The sequence below is a fragment of the Staphylococcus sp. 231237_7MaSpsaltlick genome, from assembly GCF_043107035.1.
Genome location: NZ_JBICNX010000023.1, coordinates 37,384 through 56,226, shown reverse-complemented (window position 1 = coordinate 56,226; position 18,843 = coordinate 37,384). Strand labels below are relative to the sequence as shown.

At 31.8% G+C, this 18,843-nt stretch carries 19 protein-coding genes and 1 pseudogene; 8 read left to right on the top strand and 12 right to left on the bottom strand.

What is annotated here, in order from left to right; translation table 11 throughout:
- From ACF91D_RS25230 to ACF91D_RS25205, 6 genes and pseudogenes are all read left to right on the top strand, one after another.
- Positions 1–236: His/Gly/Thr/Pro-type tRNA ligase C-terminal domain-containing protein (locus tag ACF91D_RS25230; RefSeq protein WP_327621080.1), on the top strand; the 236-nt coding region annotated here is incomplete at its 5' end.
- A 72-nt stretch (positions 237–308) separates the two neighbouring features.
- Positions 309–836: a TetR/AcrR family transcriptional regulator gene (locus tag ACF91D_RS25225; protein ID WP_052253441.1), complete on the top strand. Its 528-nt coding sequence runs from the start codon at positions 309–311 to the stop codon at positions 834–836.
- A 168-nt stretch (positions 837–1,004) separates the two neighbouring features.
- Positions 1,005–1,829 carry a thioesterase family protein gene (locus tag ACF91D_RS25220; RefSeq protein ID WP_052253442.1) on the top strand — a complete coding sequence of 275 codons (825 nt, stop codon included), beginning with the start codon at positions 1,005–1,007 and terminating at the stop codon, positions 1,827–1,829.
- Positions 1,830–1,852: 23 nt separating this feature from the next.
- Complete coding sequence (locus ACF91D_RS25215) at positions 1,853–2,638, top strand: hypothetical protein (protein WP_327621081.1); 786 nt, start codon at positions 1,853–1,855, stop codon at positions 2,636–2,638.
- Between the two features lie 122 nt (positions 2,639–2,760).
- Positions 2,761–3,690, top strand: coding sequence for a DMT family transporter (locus tag ACF91D_RS25210; protein WP_069792815.1), 930 nt, complete (start codon positions 2,761–2,763; stop codon positions 3,688–3,690).
- A gap of 304 nt (positions 3,691–3,994) precedes the next feature.
- Positions 3,995–4,372: pseudogene (locus ACF91D_RS25205) on the top strand (NAD-dependent epimerase/dehydratase family protein); the annotation flags it as partial.
- 77 nt (positions 4,373–4,449) lie between these two features.
- Here ACF91D_RS25205 and ACF91D_RS25200 read toward each other — a convergent pair.
- From ACF91D_RS25200 to ACF91D_RS25155, 10 genes are all read right to left on the bottom strand, one after another.
- Positions 4,450–5,718 (bottom strand): DUF1958 domain-containing protein, encoded by a 1,269-nt coding sequence (locus tag ACF91D_RS25200; protein ID WP_052253443.1) that lies wholly within the window; start codon positions 5,716–5,718, stop codon positions 4,450–4,452.
- Between the two features lie 284 nt (positions 5,719–6,002).
- The gene (locus tag ACF91D_RS25195) at positions 6,003–6,956 is read right to left on the bottom strand and encodes an ornithine cyclodeaminase family protein (protein ID WP_069792818.1); all 954 of its coding nucleotides are present in this window, start codon (positions 6,954–6,956) and stop codon (positions 6,003–6,005) included.
- A gap of 9 nt (positions 6,957–6,965) precedes the next feature.
- Positions 6,966–7,388, bottom strand: a complete 423-nt coding sequence (locus ACF91D_RS25190) for a hypothetical protein (protein WP_039068569.1) — start codon at positions 7,386–7,388, stop codon at positions 6,966–6,968.
- 102 nt (positions 7,389–7,490) lie between these two features.
- A complete protein-coding gene (locus ACF91D_RS25185; RefSeq protein WP_101093901.1) occupies positions 7,491–8,267 on the bottom strand; it encodes a 3-hydroxybutyrate dehydrogenase in 777 nt (258 codons plus the stop codon).
- A gap of 11 nt (positions 8,268–8,278) precedes the next feature.
- Positions 8,279–8,926, bottom strand: a complete 648-nt coding sequence (locus ACF91D_RS25180; protein WP_039068571.1) for a 3-oxoacid CoA-transferase subunit B — start codon at positions 8,924–8,926, stop codon at positions 8,279–8,281.
- Positions 8,919–9,623 carry a CoA transferase subunit A gene (locus ACF91D_RS25175; RefSeq protein ID WP_101093900.1) on the bottom strand — a complete coding sequence of 235 codons (705 nt, stop codon included), beginning with the start codon at positions 9,621–9,623 and terminating at the stop codon, positions 8,919–8,921. Before ACF91D_RS25175 ends, ACF91D_RS25180 begins: the two co-directional genes overlap by 8 nt.
- A gap of 175 nt (positions 9,624–9,798) precedes the next feature.
- On the bottom strand, positions 9,799–10,752 hold the full coding sequence (locus ACF91D_RS25170) for an accessory Sec system protein Asp2 (RefSeq protein WP_327621082.1): 954 nt from the start codon (positions 10,750–10,752) through the stop codon (positions 9,799–9,801).
- A 1-nt stretch (position 10,753) separates the two neighbouring features.
- Positions 10,754–13,099 (bottom strand): CDP-glycerol glycerophosphotransferase family protein, encoded by a 2,346-nt coding sequence (locus ACF91D_RS25165; protein WP_327621083.1) that lies wholly within the window; start codon positions 13,097–13,099, stop codon positions 10,754–10,756.
- A gap of 399 nt (positions 13,100–13,498) precedes the next feature.
- Complete coding sequence (locus ACF91D_RS25160; RefSeq protein WP_039068576.1) at positions 13,499–14,002, bottom strand: GNAT family N-acetyltransferase; 504 nt, start codon at positions 14,000–14,002, stop codon at positions 13,499–13,501.
- A 24-nt stretch (positions 14,003–14,026) separates the two neighbouring features.
- A complete protein-coding gene (locus ACF91D_RS25155; RefSeq protein WP_039068578.1) occupies positions 14,027–14,599 on the bottom strand; it encodes a GNAT family N-acetyltransferase in 573 nt (190 codons plus the stop codon).
- 265 nt (positions 14,600–14,864) lie between these two features.
- Between ACF91D_RS25155 and ACF91D_RS25150 the strand changes: the two genes are divergently transcribed.
- Positions 14,865–15,317 (top strand): hypothetical protein, encoded by a 453-nt coding sequence (locus tag ACF91D_RS25150; protein ID WP_039068579.1) that lies wholly within the window; start codon positions 14,865–14,867, stop codon positions 15,315–15,317.
- A 292-nt stretch (positions 15,318–15,609) separates the two neighbouring features.
- Here ACF91D_RS25150 and ACF91D_RS25145 read toward each other — a convergent pair whose 3' ends face one another.
- Together ACF91D_RS25145 and ACF91D_RS25140 are read right to left on the bottom strand one after the other, a co-directional pair.
- The gene (locus tag ACF91D_RS25145) at positions 15,610–16,101 is read right to left on the bottom strand and encodes a kinase (RefSeq protein WP_069792824.1); all 492 of its coding nucleotides are present in this window, start codon (positions 16,099–16,101) and stop codon (positions 15,610–15,612) included.
- A gap of 161 nt (positions 16,102–16,262) precedes the next feature.
- Positions 16,263–17,453, bottom strand: a complete 1,191-nt coding sequence (locus tag ACF91D_RS25140; RefSeq protein WP_327621084.1) for a glycine C-acetyltransferase — start codon at positions 17,451–17,453, stop codon at positions 16,263–16,265.
- Positions 17,454–17,644: 191 nt separating this feature from the next.
- Between ACF91D_RS25140 and ACF91D_RS25135 the strand changes: the two genes are divergently transcribed.
- The gene (locus tag ACF91D_RS25135; protein ID WP_101050509.1) at positions 17,645–18,823 is read left to right on the top strand and encodes a M20 family metallopeptidase; all 1,179 of its coding nucleotides are present in this window, start codon (positions 17,645–17,647) and stop codon (positions 18,821–18,823) included.
- The last annotated feature ends 20 nt before the right edge of the window (positions 18,824–18,843 follow it).

Here is an 18,843-nt window from a genome sequence, read left to right as displayed (position 1 = left end):
TTAAAAAACAACTAAAATCTAAAGGTATAAGAGTTAATGTTGATAAAAGTGAGGAAAAAATGGGCTATAAAATTAGAAATGCTCAAGTTAAAAAAGTGCCCTATACTATTGTTATAGGTGACGATGAGGTAAGCAACAATACTTTATCTGTCCGTAAACATGGGGGGAATTCAGAACAAATATTTGAACTATCTAATTTTATAGAAAAAGTGATAAAAGAAATAAATATATTATAATAAATGATAAAAACCGTTATTATCTATACATTCTTTAATAATTAAATAAACGTGTTGATTAGGAGGTATTATGTGTCCCTATCGCAAAAAAGAACCAAAAGAATTATTATTATAGCTTTTCAAGATCTATTGGACACCCATATGCTTGATTCTATTACAGTTAATGATATTTGTGAAAAAGCTATGATTCATAGAAGTAGTTTTTATAGATACTTTGAAGATAAATATGATTTGTTAAATGAATTCACAGATTACTTAGGCATATTATTTTTAGATTACTTAAAAGAACATTCAAATAAACCATTTCATGATTGTTTTGTTGATTTTATTTACCCTAGAAGAAGAATATTTATTAATACGGTAGATAAATTTGGTAACCCTAATCAAGCTATCAACGAAGCACTAGCAAATGTAATACTGAAAAGAGGACACGAAATGTCTAGTGGTCTATCTAAACAAATCAACAATTCAACTTATCCTAGATTATATGCGCGTTTTTTCGCTTTTGGTCTGGGGGATGTTATGGGTATTTGCTTAAAAGATCATAAAATAACCAAAAAGCAGCTTAAAATGTTTATCAAGGAATTAGTACAAGAATAAAACAAAATCATATTTTTGTCTTATAATAAAACTTAAGTCGAATTTTAATTCTGGCAAACCTCTTATGACATTGATACCTTTTAAGATATCAATGTCATAAGAGGTTATTTATATAAATAAAAAATTAAGCATATACTTATAAGTACATTAAAAGAAAGGGGCTTTATTATGGACTCTAATGAACAACGTCATCCATTGGATAGAGCTACAGAACTATTTAGAAAATCTAACATTTATTATGGACGTACATCAAAACGTTACGCAAATATGGTTGGACAATACGGTGGTATAACAGCATCTACAATTCTAAAATCTATAATACAACATCCCAAATGTATTGGAGAACCAATATCTTTAACTATCAATTATGCAGCTCCCGTTCTAGCTGGGAATTTAAGTATCCAATCAACTCCAATTAGAACAAACCGTTCTACACAACATTGGTTCGTTGAAATGTTTCAAAATAAGGAAGTTGTCATTACAGGAACTGCAGTTTTGTCTAATCGAAGAGAGACTTGGTCCTCTTTAGAAGCTAAATTCCCAAATGTTCCATCCGAAGAATATATAAAACCTATTCAATTTGGAGAGATGCCTCCCTGGTTAGATAACTATGACATAAGAATCATCAAAGGAATCCCAAAAATGTTTTCTGCATCAAGTTCAGACGATCCTTCTGACTCTATTACGGTTCAGTGGATGAAAGACAACCCCAAAAGAAACATTGATTTTATATCATTAACAGCTATGTGTGATGCATTTTTCCCACGTATTTATGTTAAAAGAAATGCCTTAGTACCTATCGGTACAGTATCTCTTACCATTTATTTCCATACTGATTCCAAAGTCCTAGAAAAACATGGTGATAAGGAAGTCTTAGGTTACGCCCGTGCGTTTCAATTTTACAATGGATATTTTGATCAAACAGCAGAATTATGGACGGCAGAGGGACAATTACTAGCTACCACTAGTCAAATTGTCTACTATAAAGAGTAATCAAATGCTTAGGAGGATTAATAATGATTAAAGAAAATAGATTAATTTTTTCAGTTAACGGAAATGAATTAACATTCAATGAAATAAAGGAATGGGAGATCAAAAGATTAGCAGCTACTCACAAATACTTAAACAAAAAAGCTAACGCAAAATTCGAAAAGAATTTTTCAGCTTTGAAAAAAAACAAAGATATTAATGCGATGAGAAACGAAATTGTAAATGCAAAAATGGAATTAGGTTTTGACCAGATTAGAAATGTGATGAAAAAGAGATATACAATAGGTAATGCTATGTCCATGATCGCTGAAAAACTCTCGTTCGGAAAAAGAAAATTCAGTATCGCAGAAATATTTGTTCCTAATAGCAGTCTAAATCCTGAGCAAGTCATGACATCTATAAATCAAATTATGATGGAAAAAAATGAAAACCATGATTTTATGAATATTAGTTCTAATCCAGATCACTATGTGCTACAAGGGATAACTTCAGAAGTTCAAGAAGTGCTTGAGTTAACAGGTGGTTCACCCTTGCCAACAAGATTTTTTGCTCACTACTATGATGAAAGTAAATTAAAATCCAAAAAATCATCAGATTATGACATTGAACTCCCTGGCGTTGCAAAATTAAATAACGGCACTATTATTGGTGGAATGAGACATCAAATTAAAAAAGAAAATGATGGCTTTCGTTTTAAAGCTCTCGTTGAATTTCCAGGTATTTTACCAAATTCAATGATAAGGCAACATCAAATGCATTTAGCATGTGAATTCGGACATTGGATATCATTTGTTCTTGAAGAAGATAATTAATATCTTCTATTAAGAATTATAAAAAAATATACTACTACCTATATAATTTTACTACAAGACTAATTAACCAATGATTACGATTTAAAAATTTAAATTCTTATATTATGGAAAGCGTGGTAAAAATGTTAATTGGGCTATTTTTTATTGGCATTATTGGCGGGATGTTTATCCCTTTTCAGACATCTATCAATTCAAAACTGAATATGTATACAAAATCACCGATATATGCATCTACAATTTCTTTTGCAGTAGGAACTGTATTTCTAATATTCCTCAATCTACTATTAAACCCAACTATGCTAACTTTTAGTTATATAGAACAGCAATCAGTAAATTTTTATTGGATTACTGGGGGACTTTTAGGTGTTATCTTTTTAACCGGAAATTTACTATTATTACCTAAATTAGGCGCTTCTTTAACTGTTGTTATTACCTTAACAGGCCAAATGATTATGGGAGTTATTATCGATACGTTTGGTTGGCTAGGAGCATCCGTTCAACCTTTTACATTCTTTAAAGCTGTAGGTATTATTTTATTAATTTTAGGTATTGTTTTAATGAATTATGTAAGAAATCCAAATAAAAAGAAATCAAGTTTATATTTATATGTATGGTTGTTTTTAGGATTTATTTTCGGTTTTTGTCCACCTTTACAAACTACTATTAACAGTCAGCTTGGCCAACAATTAGATTCTACAATCATGGCTTCTTTAATTTCTTTTATGGTAGGTTTTATTACACTATTACTAATTAAAATTTTAACAAACAGAAATTTCTCTTTAAAAAACAATGATAAAGAGCATGGAAAACTTAATCCCTTTTATTTTGTTGGAGGGATTTTTGGGGTTATTTTTATTACTGTTAATATTTTTTTAATGCCTTACTTAGGTGCTGCGCTTACAACTATAGCTGGTATGTTAGGGCAAATGCTAATGGCCTTAATTATTGATCAGTTTGGTTTGCTTGGTATACCTAAAAACAAAATAACTTTCCGTAAATCCATAGGAATTGTTTTAATAATTATTGGTATTATTTTACTCAGATTTTTTTAGGTATCGTTGTTACTTAAAAGTTTTAATGGCCTTGTTGGTTTAATTCATTTTATAAATAGTATACAAATCAATTTATAAGTATATTGTTTTGTATACTTTTAACCTTTATTGTTGCTATCTAATTATAGTTTCCTAGCCTAGAGCTATCTTTCTTAGCATATATGGCATCCTACAAACTAATGTGGGATGCTTTTTGTTTTTAAATGTTACTTTTCTAATATACCAAGTAAAGTGATATTCAAATATAAGCGAAACTTTTTGCAATTTAACAAAGAAAATTACTACAATATAAAAAGAAAAGTGACATGTTGTACTTCGTTACGGCTTACTATACGGCCCAGGTACATGGTACGGTAAAGATGGTATGATTTATAACTCGTTTATTGAAGGAACGGTCACAATGACTGATGGTATACAATCATTTATTCATATTGATGACGCAGTAGAAGTAGCAATTCAAGCATTAAACTTTGAATCCGGTATTTATAATATCGTAGATGATGAGCCAGTCAAAGGTGATGTATGGGCAGAATGGTATGTAGGCTTATTAAATGTGAACCCTGAAATCAATATTCAAACTTCAGAATCACATGAACGTGGTGCTGATAATACTAAATTCAAAAATCAAGGTGGGAAATTAATATATCCATCATGGAAACAAGGTATGAATTCAATTAAATAATTAAACATTAAAGACTCCTAAAGTTTAACTCTAGGAGTTTTTTTAATTTTGGTTGAACGTTTTATTACTTACATAACCTATTTCATTTTATCTGTGTTTTTTCTAGTTCTAATAAATATATATAAAACAACACTTAAGCACAGCGCAATTAATAAATACCATCCATATTGACTTGCTATATGTAGATAATTTTGTTTAAGGGGTGTCACCATGACACTTGGTTGTTTCATATCACTTGTGAGATATTGTCGCTTAGTATCCGCAACTAATAATTGGTTATTTTTAACTTCAAACTTAATTTGTTGTCCCTTTTCAACGACATCATGCAAGGGTGTTGCCACGTCATACCATTTACCATTGATATATTGTTTACCTTTAGGCATAACTTCTCTATATTCAAATCGATTATACACTTTATCTAATAAAGCATTACCGATAACGTGACGTTTATACTCTGAATCATCAACATCCCAATGTCCTACTCCCATAACAACTTGTACGAGCCCAAAGTTCTCTCTGTCTATTGTAGCAGTGTAGTTGTATGCTGCTTTATCACTCGACCCAGTCTTCAATCCGTTTGTCCCTTTATATTCATGAACATCGCCTTCCAATGAATGATGATACGTATGAAAATGTTCTTCATATGGAGTATTGGGTTTACTGGTATACGTAATATGTTTTGTAAAAGCCGTTATATATGGGTATGTATTTTTTATATAAAAAGCCAGTTTAGCAAAATCTCTCGGGGTCGACGAATTGTCATCATCTAAGTTACTACCAGGTGGTAAATATTTTTTTCCTATACTACGATTTTCAGCGCCAAATGGATTGGTAAAATGGGTGTGCTCCATCTTAAGCGCTTTAGCTTTTTGGTTCATCATTGCTACAAATTTACCTGTGTCAGGCTCTATCTGTTGCATGAGCATACGTGTTGCGACATTAGAACTAGGTACAATTAGTAAATTGATAAGTTCTCTTATAGTATATTGCGTTCCCTTATGCATGATATTATTACTTAGTAACGGGTGATGACTAAAACGTTCATCATCTGCAGTTACGGTCACCGCTTTATCCATGGATAAAGTACCATCTTGAATTTTTTCTAATACAATTGATAAAGTCATTAGTTTAGACATACTTGCAGGTCTCCATGGTTTATCAATATGCTCTTCCCATAATATTCTACCTGTTTGACTGTCTGCTATAATGCTACCTTTAGGTTGATAAAAATCACTTATGCTATTACCATGCGCCCTTGTTACATCAATAGACGACTCAGCAAATACATAGGCAGGTTGAGATAGTATTAAAATAAAAATGAATAATACAACTAATATTTGTTTCACTTTAACCTCCTTCATAGATATAAAATATCAATTATAATATACTATGTTTTTTTAAAGGTTAAGTTATTGTTTTTTTACAATTTATCATCATTTTTTAAATTTTTTATCTGTTCTATGATAGATAAAAGCACTATTGCTGTAATAAATTATCGTTATTATATGACGAAAAAGCGACTTTTATTAAAAAAAGAGTTATTACAAAATCTTAAAATTCAGTATATTACTATATATTAAAAATGAGATAAGACAATAAAGTTTGCCTTAGCTCACTTTTTAAACTTTAATTATGATTTTATCGCTTTTTGATAAAAGTAATTTGCGACCACAATATCTACAATGGCAACACCTACAGATTTAAATATCGTGATTTCATCTTCAGACACGCGCCCTTCTAACTTTGAAGCAACGATATGTCCAAGTTCACCGTACAGATGGTTTCGGCCAAACACACCTTCTGATACTGGATTGATCAAATCTCCTGTTTCTTCCAGTGCTGCTTCTACCGCTTCAACCACCACTTTATCTGCATCCACAATCGCTTGAGAGGGTAACTCCTGCATATCTGGTTTAAATGAGCCAACCGCATTTACGTGTACACCTTGCGCTAGGCGTTGTTTGAATACAGGTGCTTGTGCATTTGTCGCTGTTACGATGATATCTGCATCTGCTATAGCTGTTTCAACATCATCACATACAACTAGATTTAAATGTTCATGGTCTTTTTCAATCTGTTTAGAAAAGTTAACTGCCTTATCATAAGTACGATTGTAAAATTGTATACGCTCTATATCTCTAACGGCTAATACCGCTTCTATAAGTCCTTGTGCTTGGTCTCCAGTACCGATTACACACAGTGTTTTCGCATTTTCTCGTGCAAGATATCGCGTAGCCACGCCAGAAATAGCACCTGTCCTAATCTTAGTTAAATAAGATCCTTCTAAAACAGCTAATGTCTCCCCTGTTTCATAATCCGACAGAATAACGGAGCCAACAATGGTATTTTTACCAATTTTTGTATTATTAGGAGCTACTGTCACAGTCTTAAGCCCTACAATCTTTAACTCATCCGAAAGTGCTGGCATAACGAGATAGCGATTATCTTCATTAAAAGGTAATGAATAACGCAGTGGGGTATTTGTCTTACCTTCAGAATATGCTTTTAGTGATTCTGCCACTGCATCAACAATCTCTTCCATATTTAACAACTTTGCTTGTTCTTGTGCATCTATATAACGCATAAGCCACCTCTAATCTGTATGATTTTCTTCACTATTAATAATATCTGTTTTATCTTCAAATTTAGATATAACTATAAAAAATGCAATAATAACTATTACTAATGCTAATATTGAAAGCCACATTGTACGCCCATTAAGATAAGCTGTTACAAAAAACAATGAAGCTAAAAAACCATAAATCACAAGGTTTCGAACAAATAGTAGCCAATAATCAACTTTCACGCTAATAAATGTTTGAATATTCGGGTTCTCATTTTTAATATGGTATAAAGTGAATTTAAGATTTCGAATCACTACAAAAATCAATACTAAAATCATGATTGCTGTGAGAATTTTTGTATAAATTTGTTTATCTAAAATATCAGAAAGTACAGCAAAAGCTATAGAACTAGCAAACAAGGTGAAATTATCATTTGCCTCTGAATTTTTCATTATCAACTTACCTCCAATTAAACTTTACGCTGTTAACATTAACGTAACATATTTCAATTGGAAATTATCATTGATTTAAAAATAAATTGCCCTAATATTAAATTATTGTACTGTGTAGCCCCCATCTATAAGAACCGCTTGCCCTGTTACACTTTTACCACTATCACTACATAAGAATAAAGCATAATCTGCAATATCTTTAATATCTAACAAACGTTTTTGTGGGATTAGCGGGTACAATACCTCTTCTAACACTTGTTCTACCTCAACGCCTCTGTCTTTTGCTAAATCTGCCATTTGATTACGCACTAAGGGTGTATCTATATAGCCAGGACAAATTGCATTGACTGTTATACCAGCTGTCGCTGTTTCTAATGCTGCTACTTTTGTTAAGCCAATAATTCCATGTTTCGCACTATTGTATGCCGCTTTTCCTGCAAAACCAATAACACCATTAATCGAAGCCATATTCAAAATACGACCAAATTGTTGTCGCTTCATAATAGGCAATGCATATTTAGTTCCGATAAAGCTTCCTGTTAACATGATGTCTATCATCTGTCTAAATTTTTCTGTAGGAAAAGACTCGATACTTTCAACGTGTTGCAAACCAGCATTGTTGAACAAGATATCTAATCGTCCATAATATGCGACAGTTTGCTCAACCATTGATTTCACTGCCCCTTCGTCTGTAACATCTACTTGTATAGCTATACAATCATAGCCTTGGGCTTTCAATTTGTCTGTTTCTTCAAAGAGCTTTTCTTGATTTAAATCCGCTAATACTACTTTTGCTTCATTTTCCAAAAATACTTTGGCAATACCTAACCCTATACCACTAGCTGCGCCTGTTATAATCGTCACTTTATCTTTTACCAAAATTGTTCCACCTACTTTAATTCATTTTCAAAATATGCCTCTGTACTAGCTTCTACTTGCTCTAACGTCGTATCAGGTTGCAATTCAATAAGTTTCATAACACCATTCTCAAATTTAAATACAGCTAAATCAGTAATCAATGTATTCACCACACCGGCACCTGTCAGTGGTAGTTCGCATTGAGTCTTAATCTTAGATACTCCATGCTTATTCATATGATCCATAATAACGACAACCTTTTGTGCACCGACAACTAAATCCATTGCCCCTCCCATTCCTTTTACTAACTTTCCAGGAATCATATAATTTGCTAAGTCACCTGATTCTGAAACTTCCATACCACCAAGAATAGCTAAGTCAATATGACCTCCTCGAATCATGGCAAACGATTCAGCATTATCAAAATAAGATGCGCCTTTTGCAGCCGTTACTGTTTCCTTACCTGCGTTAATTAAGTCTGGGTCAATTTCTGCTTCTGTAGGATATGGACCGATACCTAGCAATCCGTTTTCCGATTGAAAATAAACATTCTCTACGTGATCGTTTATTTCATTTGCTACTAAGGTAGGCATACCAATACCTAAGTTAATCACCATATCACTTTTAATTTCTTGCGCTGCACGCTTAATAATCTTTTTACGTTGTAATTGCTTATCCATGGTTAACCTCCTTAAACGTACGTTTCTCAATCCTTTTTTCAAAATGTGAACCCAAATAGATGTAATCTACATAGATACCAGACATATGCACCTCATCCGGATCAATTTCACCTACTTCAACTAATTCTTCTACCTCAACTACTGTTGTTGTAGCTGCCATTGCACATAACGGATTAAAGTTTCGAGCTGTCTTTTCAAAGACAAGATTTCCAAAAGTGTCTGCTTTTTGCGCTTTTACAATTCCAAAATCACCTTTAATTGCGCGTTCCATTAAATATGTTTCTCCATCAAAATCGCGTGTTTCTTTACCTTCAGCAATTTGTGTACCAACACCTGTCTTAGTATAAAAAGCAGGTATCCCTGCACCACCAGCACGTAATTTTTCAGCTAACGTTCCTTGGGGCGTTAATTCAACATCTAATTCTCCACTAATAAGTTGCTGTTCAAAAATTTTATTTTCCCCTACATAAGAGCTAATCATTTTATCAATTTGTTTATGCTCTAGTAAACGACCTAAACCAAAATTATCGACGCCACAATTATTACTAACTACCGTTAACCCTTTCGTACCTTTGTCACGAATTGCTTCAATACTATGTTCTGGAATGCCACACAATCCAAATCCTCCTGCTAGAACAGTCATTCCATCATCTAAACTTTCAAAAGCTTTATGTATTTCTTTAATTACTTTCGACATATATTAACCTCATTTCTAAGTTTACTTTTAACACCTAGTGCTAAAACAATTATACGTGAAAATTTAAGTGAAGTCTTTTATTTATGTGTGCGCTTACATTTGCATGGAAGATATTGCGCTAATAAAAAAAGAGAAACTGCAATCATTCTACAATTTCTCTTATAACGTATTAATTTTATTTATCTAATAACATTTCATTTAACAACATAAGTTGTTCTGGCACGCTGTTTCGGGAAACGTCTGGATGGTTCACAATCATATCATCATCTAAGTTAATTTTATTAATTAACTTACTATCAATTCGGTTTGTTTCATCAAAATAATATTTAACATTATCACAACAAATCACATGTTTTTTTGCGTGATTTGATTGCTTCAAATAATGCTCAATTGTTGGAACTAAATCTTCTTTTCTCAATCCTTTCATAAATCGTCTATCGTTTTGGGCTAAATTGCCACCTATATTGACGATTGGATCCACAGCTACTGTCTTAAAGTCTAATGCTGAACCATGATATAGCGCACCTGTCCCGCCTTTCGACCCACCGTATAGGACCACGTTTTCATCTTTAATACCTAAGTTACGCGCGACATTTCTAATCGCATCTTGAATATCTTCTTCGTACTCTGGATAATTAGTCGTACTAATATAATGAGAACCATGTGAAACATTCAAATCCATAATACGCATCGTATAAACGTTTTTTACTAAACTCTTCTCAATACCATCAAAGAATTTAGGAAACATACGTTTAGGCATCAATGCACTATCATATTCTTGTAAATTAGGCATACAAGTAAAAATAACTAACAATTTCTTAGGAACATTTTCATTTACTTTTCTTCCCTCTGGTTCATCTAAAGTATAGAAAAGATCACGAAATTGTTTCAAATCTTTTCTTTGAAAAAGCTCTTTGACATGTTTTCTTTTATAAAATTTAGAAATAGTCCCTTGATGAAAATAAAGTATATAATCATTTTTTAATAATGTCTTATATTGTTCATGAAGTTCAGGTTTTTTTCTAACCACTTCTAAATAGTTTAAGTTACTCGCAGTATCTATCAATATTCTTTTATCATTATTAAAGTCAATTGGCTCATTGATTCTATAAATCATTTCTGTACTCATGTTATTTACCCATCCCATTACTATTAGTTTCTGCAAAAACAGTCTTTAAGATTTGTTGCGAACTTTCTTTACTATCTTTTGAAATCAGTCGGTTCACGATTTTTGAATAATCCATATAATTCATGCCTTTAAGTTGCAGCGCGAGTTTTTCTTCGTCTAAAGAAACAATTGGGAAGTGGCCTAATTCAAAAATATTAAAGTAGAAGCCAATGTCCTTCTGATACATCTCTATATCTTCTTGTAGTAATAGAATTGGCTTATTTAAATGTGCAAAATCAAAGATTGTTGATGAATAATCAGTGATCATAGCTTCACTAAGGATATATAATTCTTGAATATCTACAAATTCATTATAAAAACAATGTATTCTAGCATCTAAACTATTATATTTACTTCTGAGTAAACCTTCGTTTGGATGTAATTTAACAATGATTTCATATTCTTTAGGAAGAGATTCTAACAATTTAACTAAATCAATACTTGTTAAATTTTCTCTTTCTTTTTTTCTCCATGTTGGGCAGAATAAGATATATTTCTTATGTTCATTTGTTGTAAATAAATATTTCTTTTGCAATTTCTTACGTTCATCTATAGTTACTTGGTTAAGTAAATATTCATTTCTAGGAGCACCATAGTCCAGTATTTGTAGGTTTTTATTTTCTTTTAAATTAAATGCAGATTCAAGTAACATCGTATTCATTTTTGAAGATGTTAATAAATAGTCCCACTTTTTCATACGTGGTCTAAATTTTTTTAATTGATCTTTTCGTTCTTTTTCGTCTCCTAAATCATTTACCATTTTCTTCAAAGGGAAGCCATGCCAAGTTTGTACAAATACTTGATCTGGATGTTTATATACTTTATCCCATGAATTACTATTCATAAAGACATACTTACATTGTCTAAATTTAGTCTTGTATTCCTCACTTCCAAAACGTATTGGTTTAAAGCCGTAGTTTCTAATTTCGATGTCTACTAAAGAATTAGCTGAGCTTACAAAAACATTTTTTTGTGGGTAGTTTTTTTGAATACTAAGTGCGATATATTTAGGATCCCCGCTAAAATTATTACCATGGAATGATTCAATAAATACATTGCTTTCTTCTGGTTCTATATCATCTAATATTTTCTTACTAAGTCTTTCTTTGCGATTGTTATAATATTTTTTTAATCCTTCGAAGAAAATATTATTCTTTAGCACCTTACTCAAAAAGGGCTTTTCTTTTAAATCTTTATATAAAACCCTGCCATTATCTAATTTTTCAATTTTATTTTTGGGTTTAAGACGCACTCTTTTTTTATATTTTGTTGGAACAAGAGGGCGTTTATTTTGAGATATTTTTTTAAATTGTTCTAAGTATTGGATACTGTATTCATTATCAAGAAATTCTGAATTTAAAGCTTCAACATCTGTTAGTCTATCTTCTTTTGAATATTTATTATTTAACATAGAAAGCAATAATTTGCTGTCCCTTGAAAGGTTTTTTTCTAAAAATTGAATTCCATAATATTTGTCATAAACTTCTTTAAGTACCCCGTCGTTACCTGGATAAATAAGCGCTCTGTTGCCTCTAGCCAGTGTTTCTAAAATTGAATATCCTAAAGTTTCATATGGAGATGATGAAATATAAATATAATTTAGCGGTTCTTTCTCGTTTATATGTATATTGTCTTGTAAGTTGTAATAATTTATCAGATTTTTATATAATGCTTCTGATGGGCCATAACCAACAATATAAAGCTGAATATCGTCTCTTTTAGTATTTTTAATGATATAATTCACCAATTTAATTACGTACGAAATATCTTTGATGCCATCTTCAAAACGTGCTTTTATTAAAAGATTTCTCTTTGTGTTTATAGGTTCTGGTTTAATTTTAATATGTTCTGCATTAACATATTTGTTAAATACTGCTTTATAGTTATATTTAGAAATAAACCTCTGTTTAATTCCTTCTGTACTAACTCTTATACCGTCTATAGTTTCTAAGCAAAGATCTATGGAATCATCTATATATTCCATTGGACCATGTATTTCTCCAATAATCTTAGTTGCGTTATTAATAGCTTTGACATCTTTGGCGTACTGAAATAAATCTTCTCTTGTTATTATCAATATATCGCATTTAGATAATAATTTTATATCTCTAAATTTATACATATTTAGGTTTTCATTATCAATATCTTCATGAATAAATAAACGTGTAATTGCATCTTGATCAAAGTCTAAATTATTAAAGTAATTAACCATATACCCCTGCTTTAAAAAAGATTTAATCAAATTAATGTTACTTCTTGAAGTACCACCTTTAGCGAAAATATTGAACCCCAAAATATTGATATTCATAAACGCATCCTCCATTCATTTATTATTTCGCCCTTATGAACATTTCACTCTTATAATAAAAAAATATCAAAAAAATCATTTAGGTTATATTATACTGTATCGCTTTATTAAAATCTATATATTTTACTATAAACATACATTTGATTTTAGATTTAATCTTTATTATTAACAATAATTGTTTTTTATTAGATTTTTATTAATATCTGTTTTTTTATAAAATTTTTAAATAGTTTTAACATTAAAGAGTTATTTTACACAAATATCTTTAATCATAATAAACCGTGTACTTGATGTTCGACAGTTAAAACAACAAAAAACACCGACAAAAGTCATAAGACTCTTGCCGGTGAATTTATTGTTACATAATTTAAATTAGGTTTTATATTCTGTAATTAATTATTAGGCGATTTCAATCTGGAAACGACGTATTACTGTACCATCTTCTAATGTTGAAGCTTCAATTTCTTCTCCACCATTATGTTTAATGACGGCCGCTGAGGCATTGTTTTCCTTCTCACATGTAATTAATGCTTCTTGTACGCCAATTCTTGATAAATAATCTAAAGATTTTTTCAATAATTTATTACCAAAGCCTTTGCCGCGGTGTTTCTTTCGGATGCCATAGCCAACATGGCCACCAACTGTTTTAAGTTGTTCATTTAAATTATGGCGAATATTTGCCGCACCGATAATTTCATCGTCATCGATTAAAAATAACGTCGTATTGTCTACTGATGCATCATGTGATTTATTATCCTCTAATTCATGTACTAAATCTTCAAAATTATTATATTTTGTAATGTTAGTGATTTCAGGTACAACTTTCTCATCGTGATCAATCCACTCTCTCATATAATCACAATACATCATTTCGTCTCCCATTGTTAATTCTCTAAACTCCATGTTGACACTCCTTCCTTTCTTGGTTTACATTTTTAATATTTCATCATGCGTATTTAAATAATAAACGTAATGATCAGTCCATTGTCCATTTTCAAAAATAAAACCCTTGCGGATACATTCAAATTGGAATCCTACTTTTTCAATTAAATTTACAGACCTCGGGTTGTCAATATTGATATGGGCCTCAATTCTATGAAATTTCAGTGTATCACGAGTTTGTTTTATTAATTCTGTTAATGCTTCGTAAGCATAACCTTGATGCCAATGCTGGTTATGAATAAAATATCCAATCTCAGCCCACTGAAAATTATCACGACTTAAATTTTTAATATTAAGCATTCCCAAGTGATTGTGGGCTTTATCAAAGATACCAAAGATATATAAATCATCCGATTCAATTGCTTCTTGCTGTCTAGTTACCAAAGCCGCAAACCACGGTTCAGTGGCCTCTGACATATCTAATTGGCCCTTATCATGCTTATATTGAGATGGCTTTCGGTTTACAAAACCTTGTAACCATGATTCATAATCTTTTTCTTCCAACGGTCTAATGATAAGACGTTGTGTTGTGAAATGCAACCATAAATTTTTATTCATTAACTATCCCCTTATTACACGCTTCTTCACTGTAATAACATCATTTAAAGAGTTAAATTGTAAATTTTTATAATAATAAAATGAATCTACTACAGTATTATTAATATATTACCTTTTTACTATGCGTTAAAACTTTCTTTAAAGGGGTATATAAAGTTATGAAAGCGTTATCATTTATAAAAGCAACTTGTACTGTCTTATTGATATCTACAAATAATATTTACTATAGCCAATAGAGATTTCATATCCTAGGAGGTTGTTATTTATGAATAAAACAGACACGTCAAAAATTTTCTTTATGTTTTTCGGTATTTTGTCATGGTTGTCAGCTATGATTCTATTTATTTTACCTACACTTCCCCCTTACCAAGATTACATTAAAACTCAAGGCGGAATGGCAACAGGATGGATTATTTTGTTACTCGTATTTATTACGCTATTTTACATTGCAATTTTAATTTTGGACATTTATAGTCCTGTTGCTACACAAGTGGTTCAGTTTGTTTTATTAACCGTTGTTGTTGTCTGTGCTGTGCCTTCTATAACAGCATTTATCTTAGCATCTTTTGTTATAAACATTAGTATAATTGAAATATTCATTCCAATTATACTTGTAATATTAGCAAGTATGCTTCATATTTTATGGTTTGCAATTCCTTTTATGCAAAATAAAGAAAGCCGAGATAATACCAAAGCAAAAATAAATCCATTTAAATAGCAATAACCTTTAAAGATCCAATTCTTAGTTTATTCAGTTAGCGGTTGTTACACATGAACATTTGTTCAGGCGTTCCAACTTTATAGCTTAGTAGAACTTAAGCAAGTTCTATAGTTTTTGTAGATTACTTACTCTTAGGCATGAGCTGTGGAACTCATGCCTAACTTTTATATTAACCATTTTAGCTTAGGCATCCGTGATAAAATTGCTTAATACAGCAAAATCACTTTAACATAAATTAATGCTCGTTTTGTTTTCTTTTCAGTAGATAAAGTCGTTTAAATGAATTGAATTATAATACGCCTATATCTTTAAGTATCATATTTATAATATAATCCTCACTCATCGATTCGGTAATACATATTTCTCCTTGGATGTTCAATGTGTCTTGCGGCACAAACCACTTTGACATCGCATTTTCATCAAAATCTGTCTGCTGTTTCGTATGATGTCTACGAACTGTTTCTTGAAATGAAAGATCAAAATAATACACGTGCACATTGACGTTAGGCTTTTCAAAAAAGTTGTTGAGCATCGTCCCATACTTATATTTATTTAAAATGCCTTCTAGTATGACATAGTTACAATGATTAATGCCATAAGTTACGATTTCTTCTATTAATTGAATTGCTAAATTACCAGGTCGGTCATGAACATTAAGCATTTGTCTGCGTACTTCATCTTGACCTATCAACATTACGCCCTCTCCTAAATACTGTTGTATCCGTTTAGCAATTGTTGATTTGCCACTACCAGAATTCCCCCTAATAATAATAAGTTGCATTGTTAATTCCACCTCTATTTTCAACCTTATGTCATTACATTTATTTGATTATTATACATTAAAAATAAAACGAGGCAGAATTCTAAGTTATGCAACTAGAATTTTGCCTCGCTATCATCAACACAATCGAGCACATTTTCAATAAATGGCTTGTATGATTATTATTTAATTGTACCTAGTTCTTTACCAACTTTTTCAAAAGCAGCTAAAGCTTTATCTAACATTTCTTTTGTGTGAGCTGCTGTAGGCATATTACGTACGCGTCCAGTACCTTTAGGAACCGTTGGGAAGACGATTGATTTCACATAGACGCCTTCATCTTTCAAGCGACTACTAAAGGCTTGTGTTTCCTTCTCATCACCAATAATCACAGGTGTGATTGGTGATTCTGAGTTACCGATATCGAAGCCTAATTTTTGTAATCCTTCTTTTAAGTAATTACCATTTTCCCAAAGTTTATCATGCAATTCGGTAGATGCCATTAACTTCTTCACAGCTTCTGTAATTGCTTTTGTATCTCCAGGAGCTAATGATGTTGAGAATAAAAATGGTCTAGATTGTGCTTTTAACCAATCAATTAGTGATTTAGTACCTGCTACGTATCCACCAACAACACCTATTGCTTTTGATAACGTACCAATTTGGAAATCAATCTTATCTTGTAATCCAAAATGCTTAACTGTTCCTGCACCTTTACCCATTACGCCTGAACCATGAGCATCATCGACATAAGTAATTAAGCCAAATTCTTCTGCAATTTCAACGATTTCTGGTAACTTAGCTACGTCACCGTCCATACTAAATACACCATCAGTGATATACATTACTTTATTATATTGACCAGATTCTACAGCTTCTTTCGCTTTAGCACGTAAATCTTTCATATCTGAGTGGTTTACGCGAATAATCTTTGCTTTAGACAAACGACAACCATCAATGATAGAAGCATGGTTTAATTCATCTGACAGAATAGCATCATTTTTGTTCATAACTGCTGAAATAGCTGCCATATTACAGTTGAATCCTGATTGATATGCAATAGCTGCTTCAGTTCCTTTGAACTCTGCAAGTGTTTGTTCTAATTCATCATGCACGTCTAAAGTACCGTTGATTGAACGTACCGCACCGGCACCAACACCGTGTGTATCGATTGCATCTTTTGCTGCTTGCTTTAAGTCTTCGTCTGTTGCTAGTCCTAAATAATTATTGGAAGATAAGTTTACATAATTTTTCCCTTTAATAGAAATTTCAGGGCCATTTGCACCTTCAATTGTATCTATTTCATTATATAATCCATTATCTTTTAAATATTGAATATTTTCATCTAAAAAGCCATGTAGTGACTGAACCACTGCAAGTCCCCCTTTGAATTATCTTAGTTTTCAAATTAATCATAACCTATTTTAATAAAAGTGGAAAGTATTATAAACACACGTCACAATGCATTTCCCACAATATAATTTATCTCCTATCAATTGCACCTACAGTTGTCCATTATTAAATGGTATAATAGTTAAAAATGCTTAAGGAAGAAGGGTTGAAGTTGTTTGATTGGTTTCAACTAGCACAACAAAAAGAAAGTAGAATGGTACAAGTTCGACGTTACCTTCACCAATATCCCGAATTATCGTTTGAGGAATATCACACACGTGACTTTATACTTAATCAATTAAGTCAATTATCATGTGAAATTCGTACACCTGTAGGACGTAATGGTATCGTGGCTACGTTTAAAGGGCATGGTGATGGCCCTACTGTTGCACTTCGTGCAGATTTTGATGCATTACCTATAGAAGAATTAACAAATGTAGACTATAAATCTAAAAACCCAGGTGTTATGCATGCATGTGGGCATGATGGACATACGGCAATCTTATTAGGTGTTGCAGAGATTATTGAAAATCATTTATCCTCTTTAAATGGTGATGTGGTATTAATCTTTCAATATGGCGAAGAAATTATGCCAGGTGGCTCTCAAGAAATGATTGATGATGACTGTCTACAAGACGTTGATAAGATATATGGCAATCATTTATGGTCTGGATACCCTACAGGTACGATTTATTCACGTCCTGGTGCATTAATGGCTTCCCCTGATGAATTTAGCATTACGATTCAAGGTAAGGGTGGGCATGGTGCTAAGCCACAAGAAACGATAGATCCTGTTGTGATTATGGCAGAGTTCATTATGAGTGCACAAAAAATTGTATCCCGTACTATTGACCCAGTAAAACAAGCTGTGATTAGTTTCGGCATGGTACAAGCAGGTTCCGCGGATAATATTATTCCAGATTCTGCATTTTGTAAAGGGACTGTACGCACATTTGATACAGAAATTCAAACTCATGTTATGACTAAAATGGAGAAATTGCTACAAGGCCTGGCCGTGGCCAATGACATAACATATGACTTTGACTATATTAAAGGTTATTTACCTGTACACAATCATCCAAACAACTATGAAATAGTTAAACGAGCTGCTAATGATATGAACTTAAGATTTAATGAGTCAGATCTAATGATGATTGGCGAGGACTTCTCTCACTATTTAAAAGTACGTCCTGGCGCATTCTTTTTAACTGGATGTGGCAATCCTGAAGTCGATGCCGTACACCCACATCATAGCCCGTGTTTTAATATTGATGAAAAAGCGATGAAATACGCAACAAGCGAATTCTTAAAAATATTAGAACTCGAAAAAGTAATTATTAAAGCACCTTAGTCATTTTATGACTTAGGTGC

Coding starts and splice junctions, on each gene's coding strand:
- ACF91D_RS25220 (WP_052253442.1), top strand. CDS start 1,005: ATGGACTCTAATGAACAACGTCATCCATTGGATAGAGCTACAGAACTA.
- ACF91D_RS25215 (WP_327621081.1), top strand. CDS start 1,853: ATGATTAAAGAAAATAGATTAATTTTTTCAGTTAACGGAAATGAATTA.
- ACF91D_RS25210 (WP_069792815.1), top strand. CDS start 2,761: ATGTTAATTGGGCTATTTTTTATTGGCATTATTGGCGGGATGTTTATC.
- ACF91D_RS25195 (WP_069792818.1), bottom strand. CDS start 6,956: ATGCGTTATATAGATGCACAAGAACAAGCAAAGTTGTTAAATATGGAA.
- ACF91D_RS25190 (WP_039068569.1), bottom strand. CDS start 7,388: ATGAAAAATTCAGAGGCAAATGATAATTTCACCTTGTTTGCTAGTTCT.
- ACF91D_RS25180 (WP_039068571.1), bottom strand. CDS start 8,926: ATGGATAAGCAATTACAACGTAAAAAGATTATTAAGCGTGCAGCGCAA.
- ACF91D_RS25175 (WP_101093900.1), bottom strand. CDS start 9,623: ATGTCGAAAGTAATTAAAGAAATACATAAAGCTTTTGAAAGTTTAGAT.
- ACF91D_RS25170 (WP_327621082.1), bottom strand. CDS start 10,752: ATGAGTACAGAAATGATTTATAGAATCAATGAGCCAATTGACTTTAAT.
- ACF91D_RS25165 (WP_327621083.1), bottom strand. CDS start 13,099: ATGAATATCAATATTTTGGGGTTCAATATTTTCGCTAAAGGTGGTACT.
- ACF91D_RS25160 (WP_039068576.1), bottom strand. CDS start 14,002: ATGGAGTTTAGAGAATTAACAATGGGAGACGAAATGATGTATTGTGAT.
- ACF91D_RS25155 (WP_039068578.1), bottom strand. CDS start 14,599: ATGAATAAAAATTTATGGTTGCATTTCACAACACAACGTCTTATCATT.
- ACF91D_RS25150 (WP_039068579.1), top strand. CDS start 14,865: ATGAATAAAACAGACACGTCAAAAATTTTCTTTATGTTTTTCGGTATT.
- ACF91D_RS25145 (WP_069792824.1), bottom strand. CDS start 16,101: ATGCAACTTATTATTATTAGGGGGAATTCTGGTAGTGGCAAATCAACA.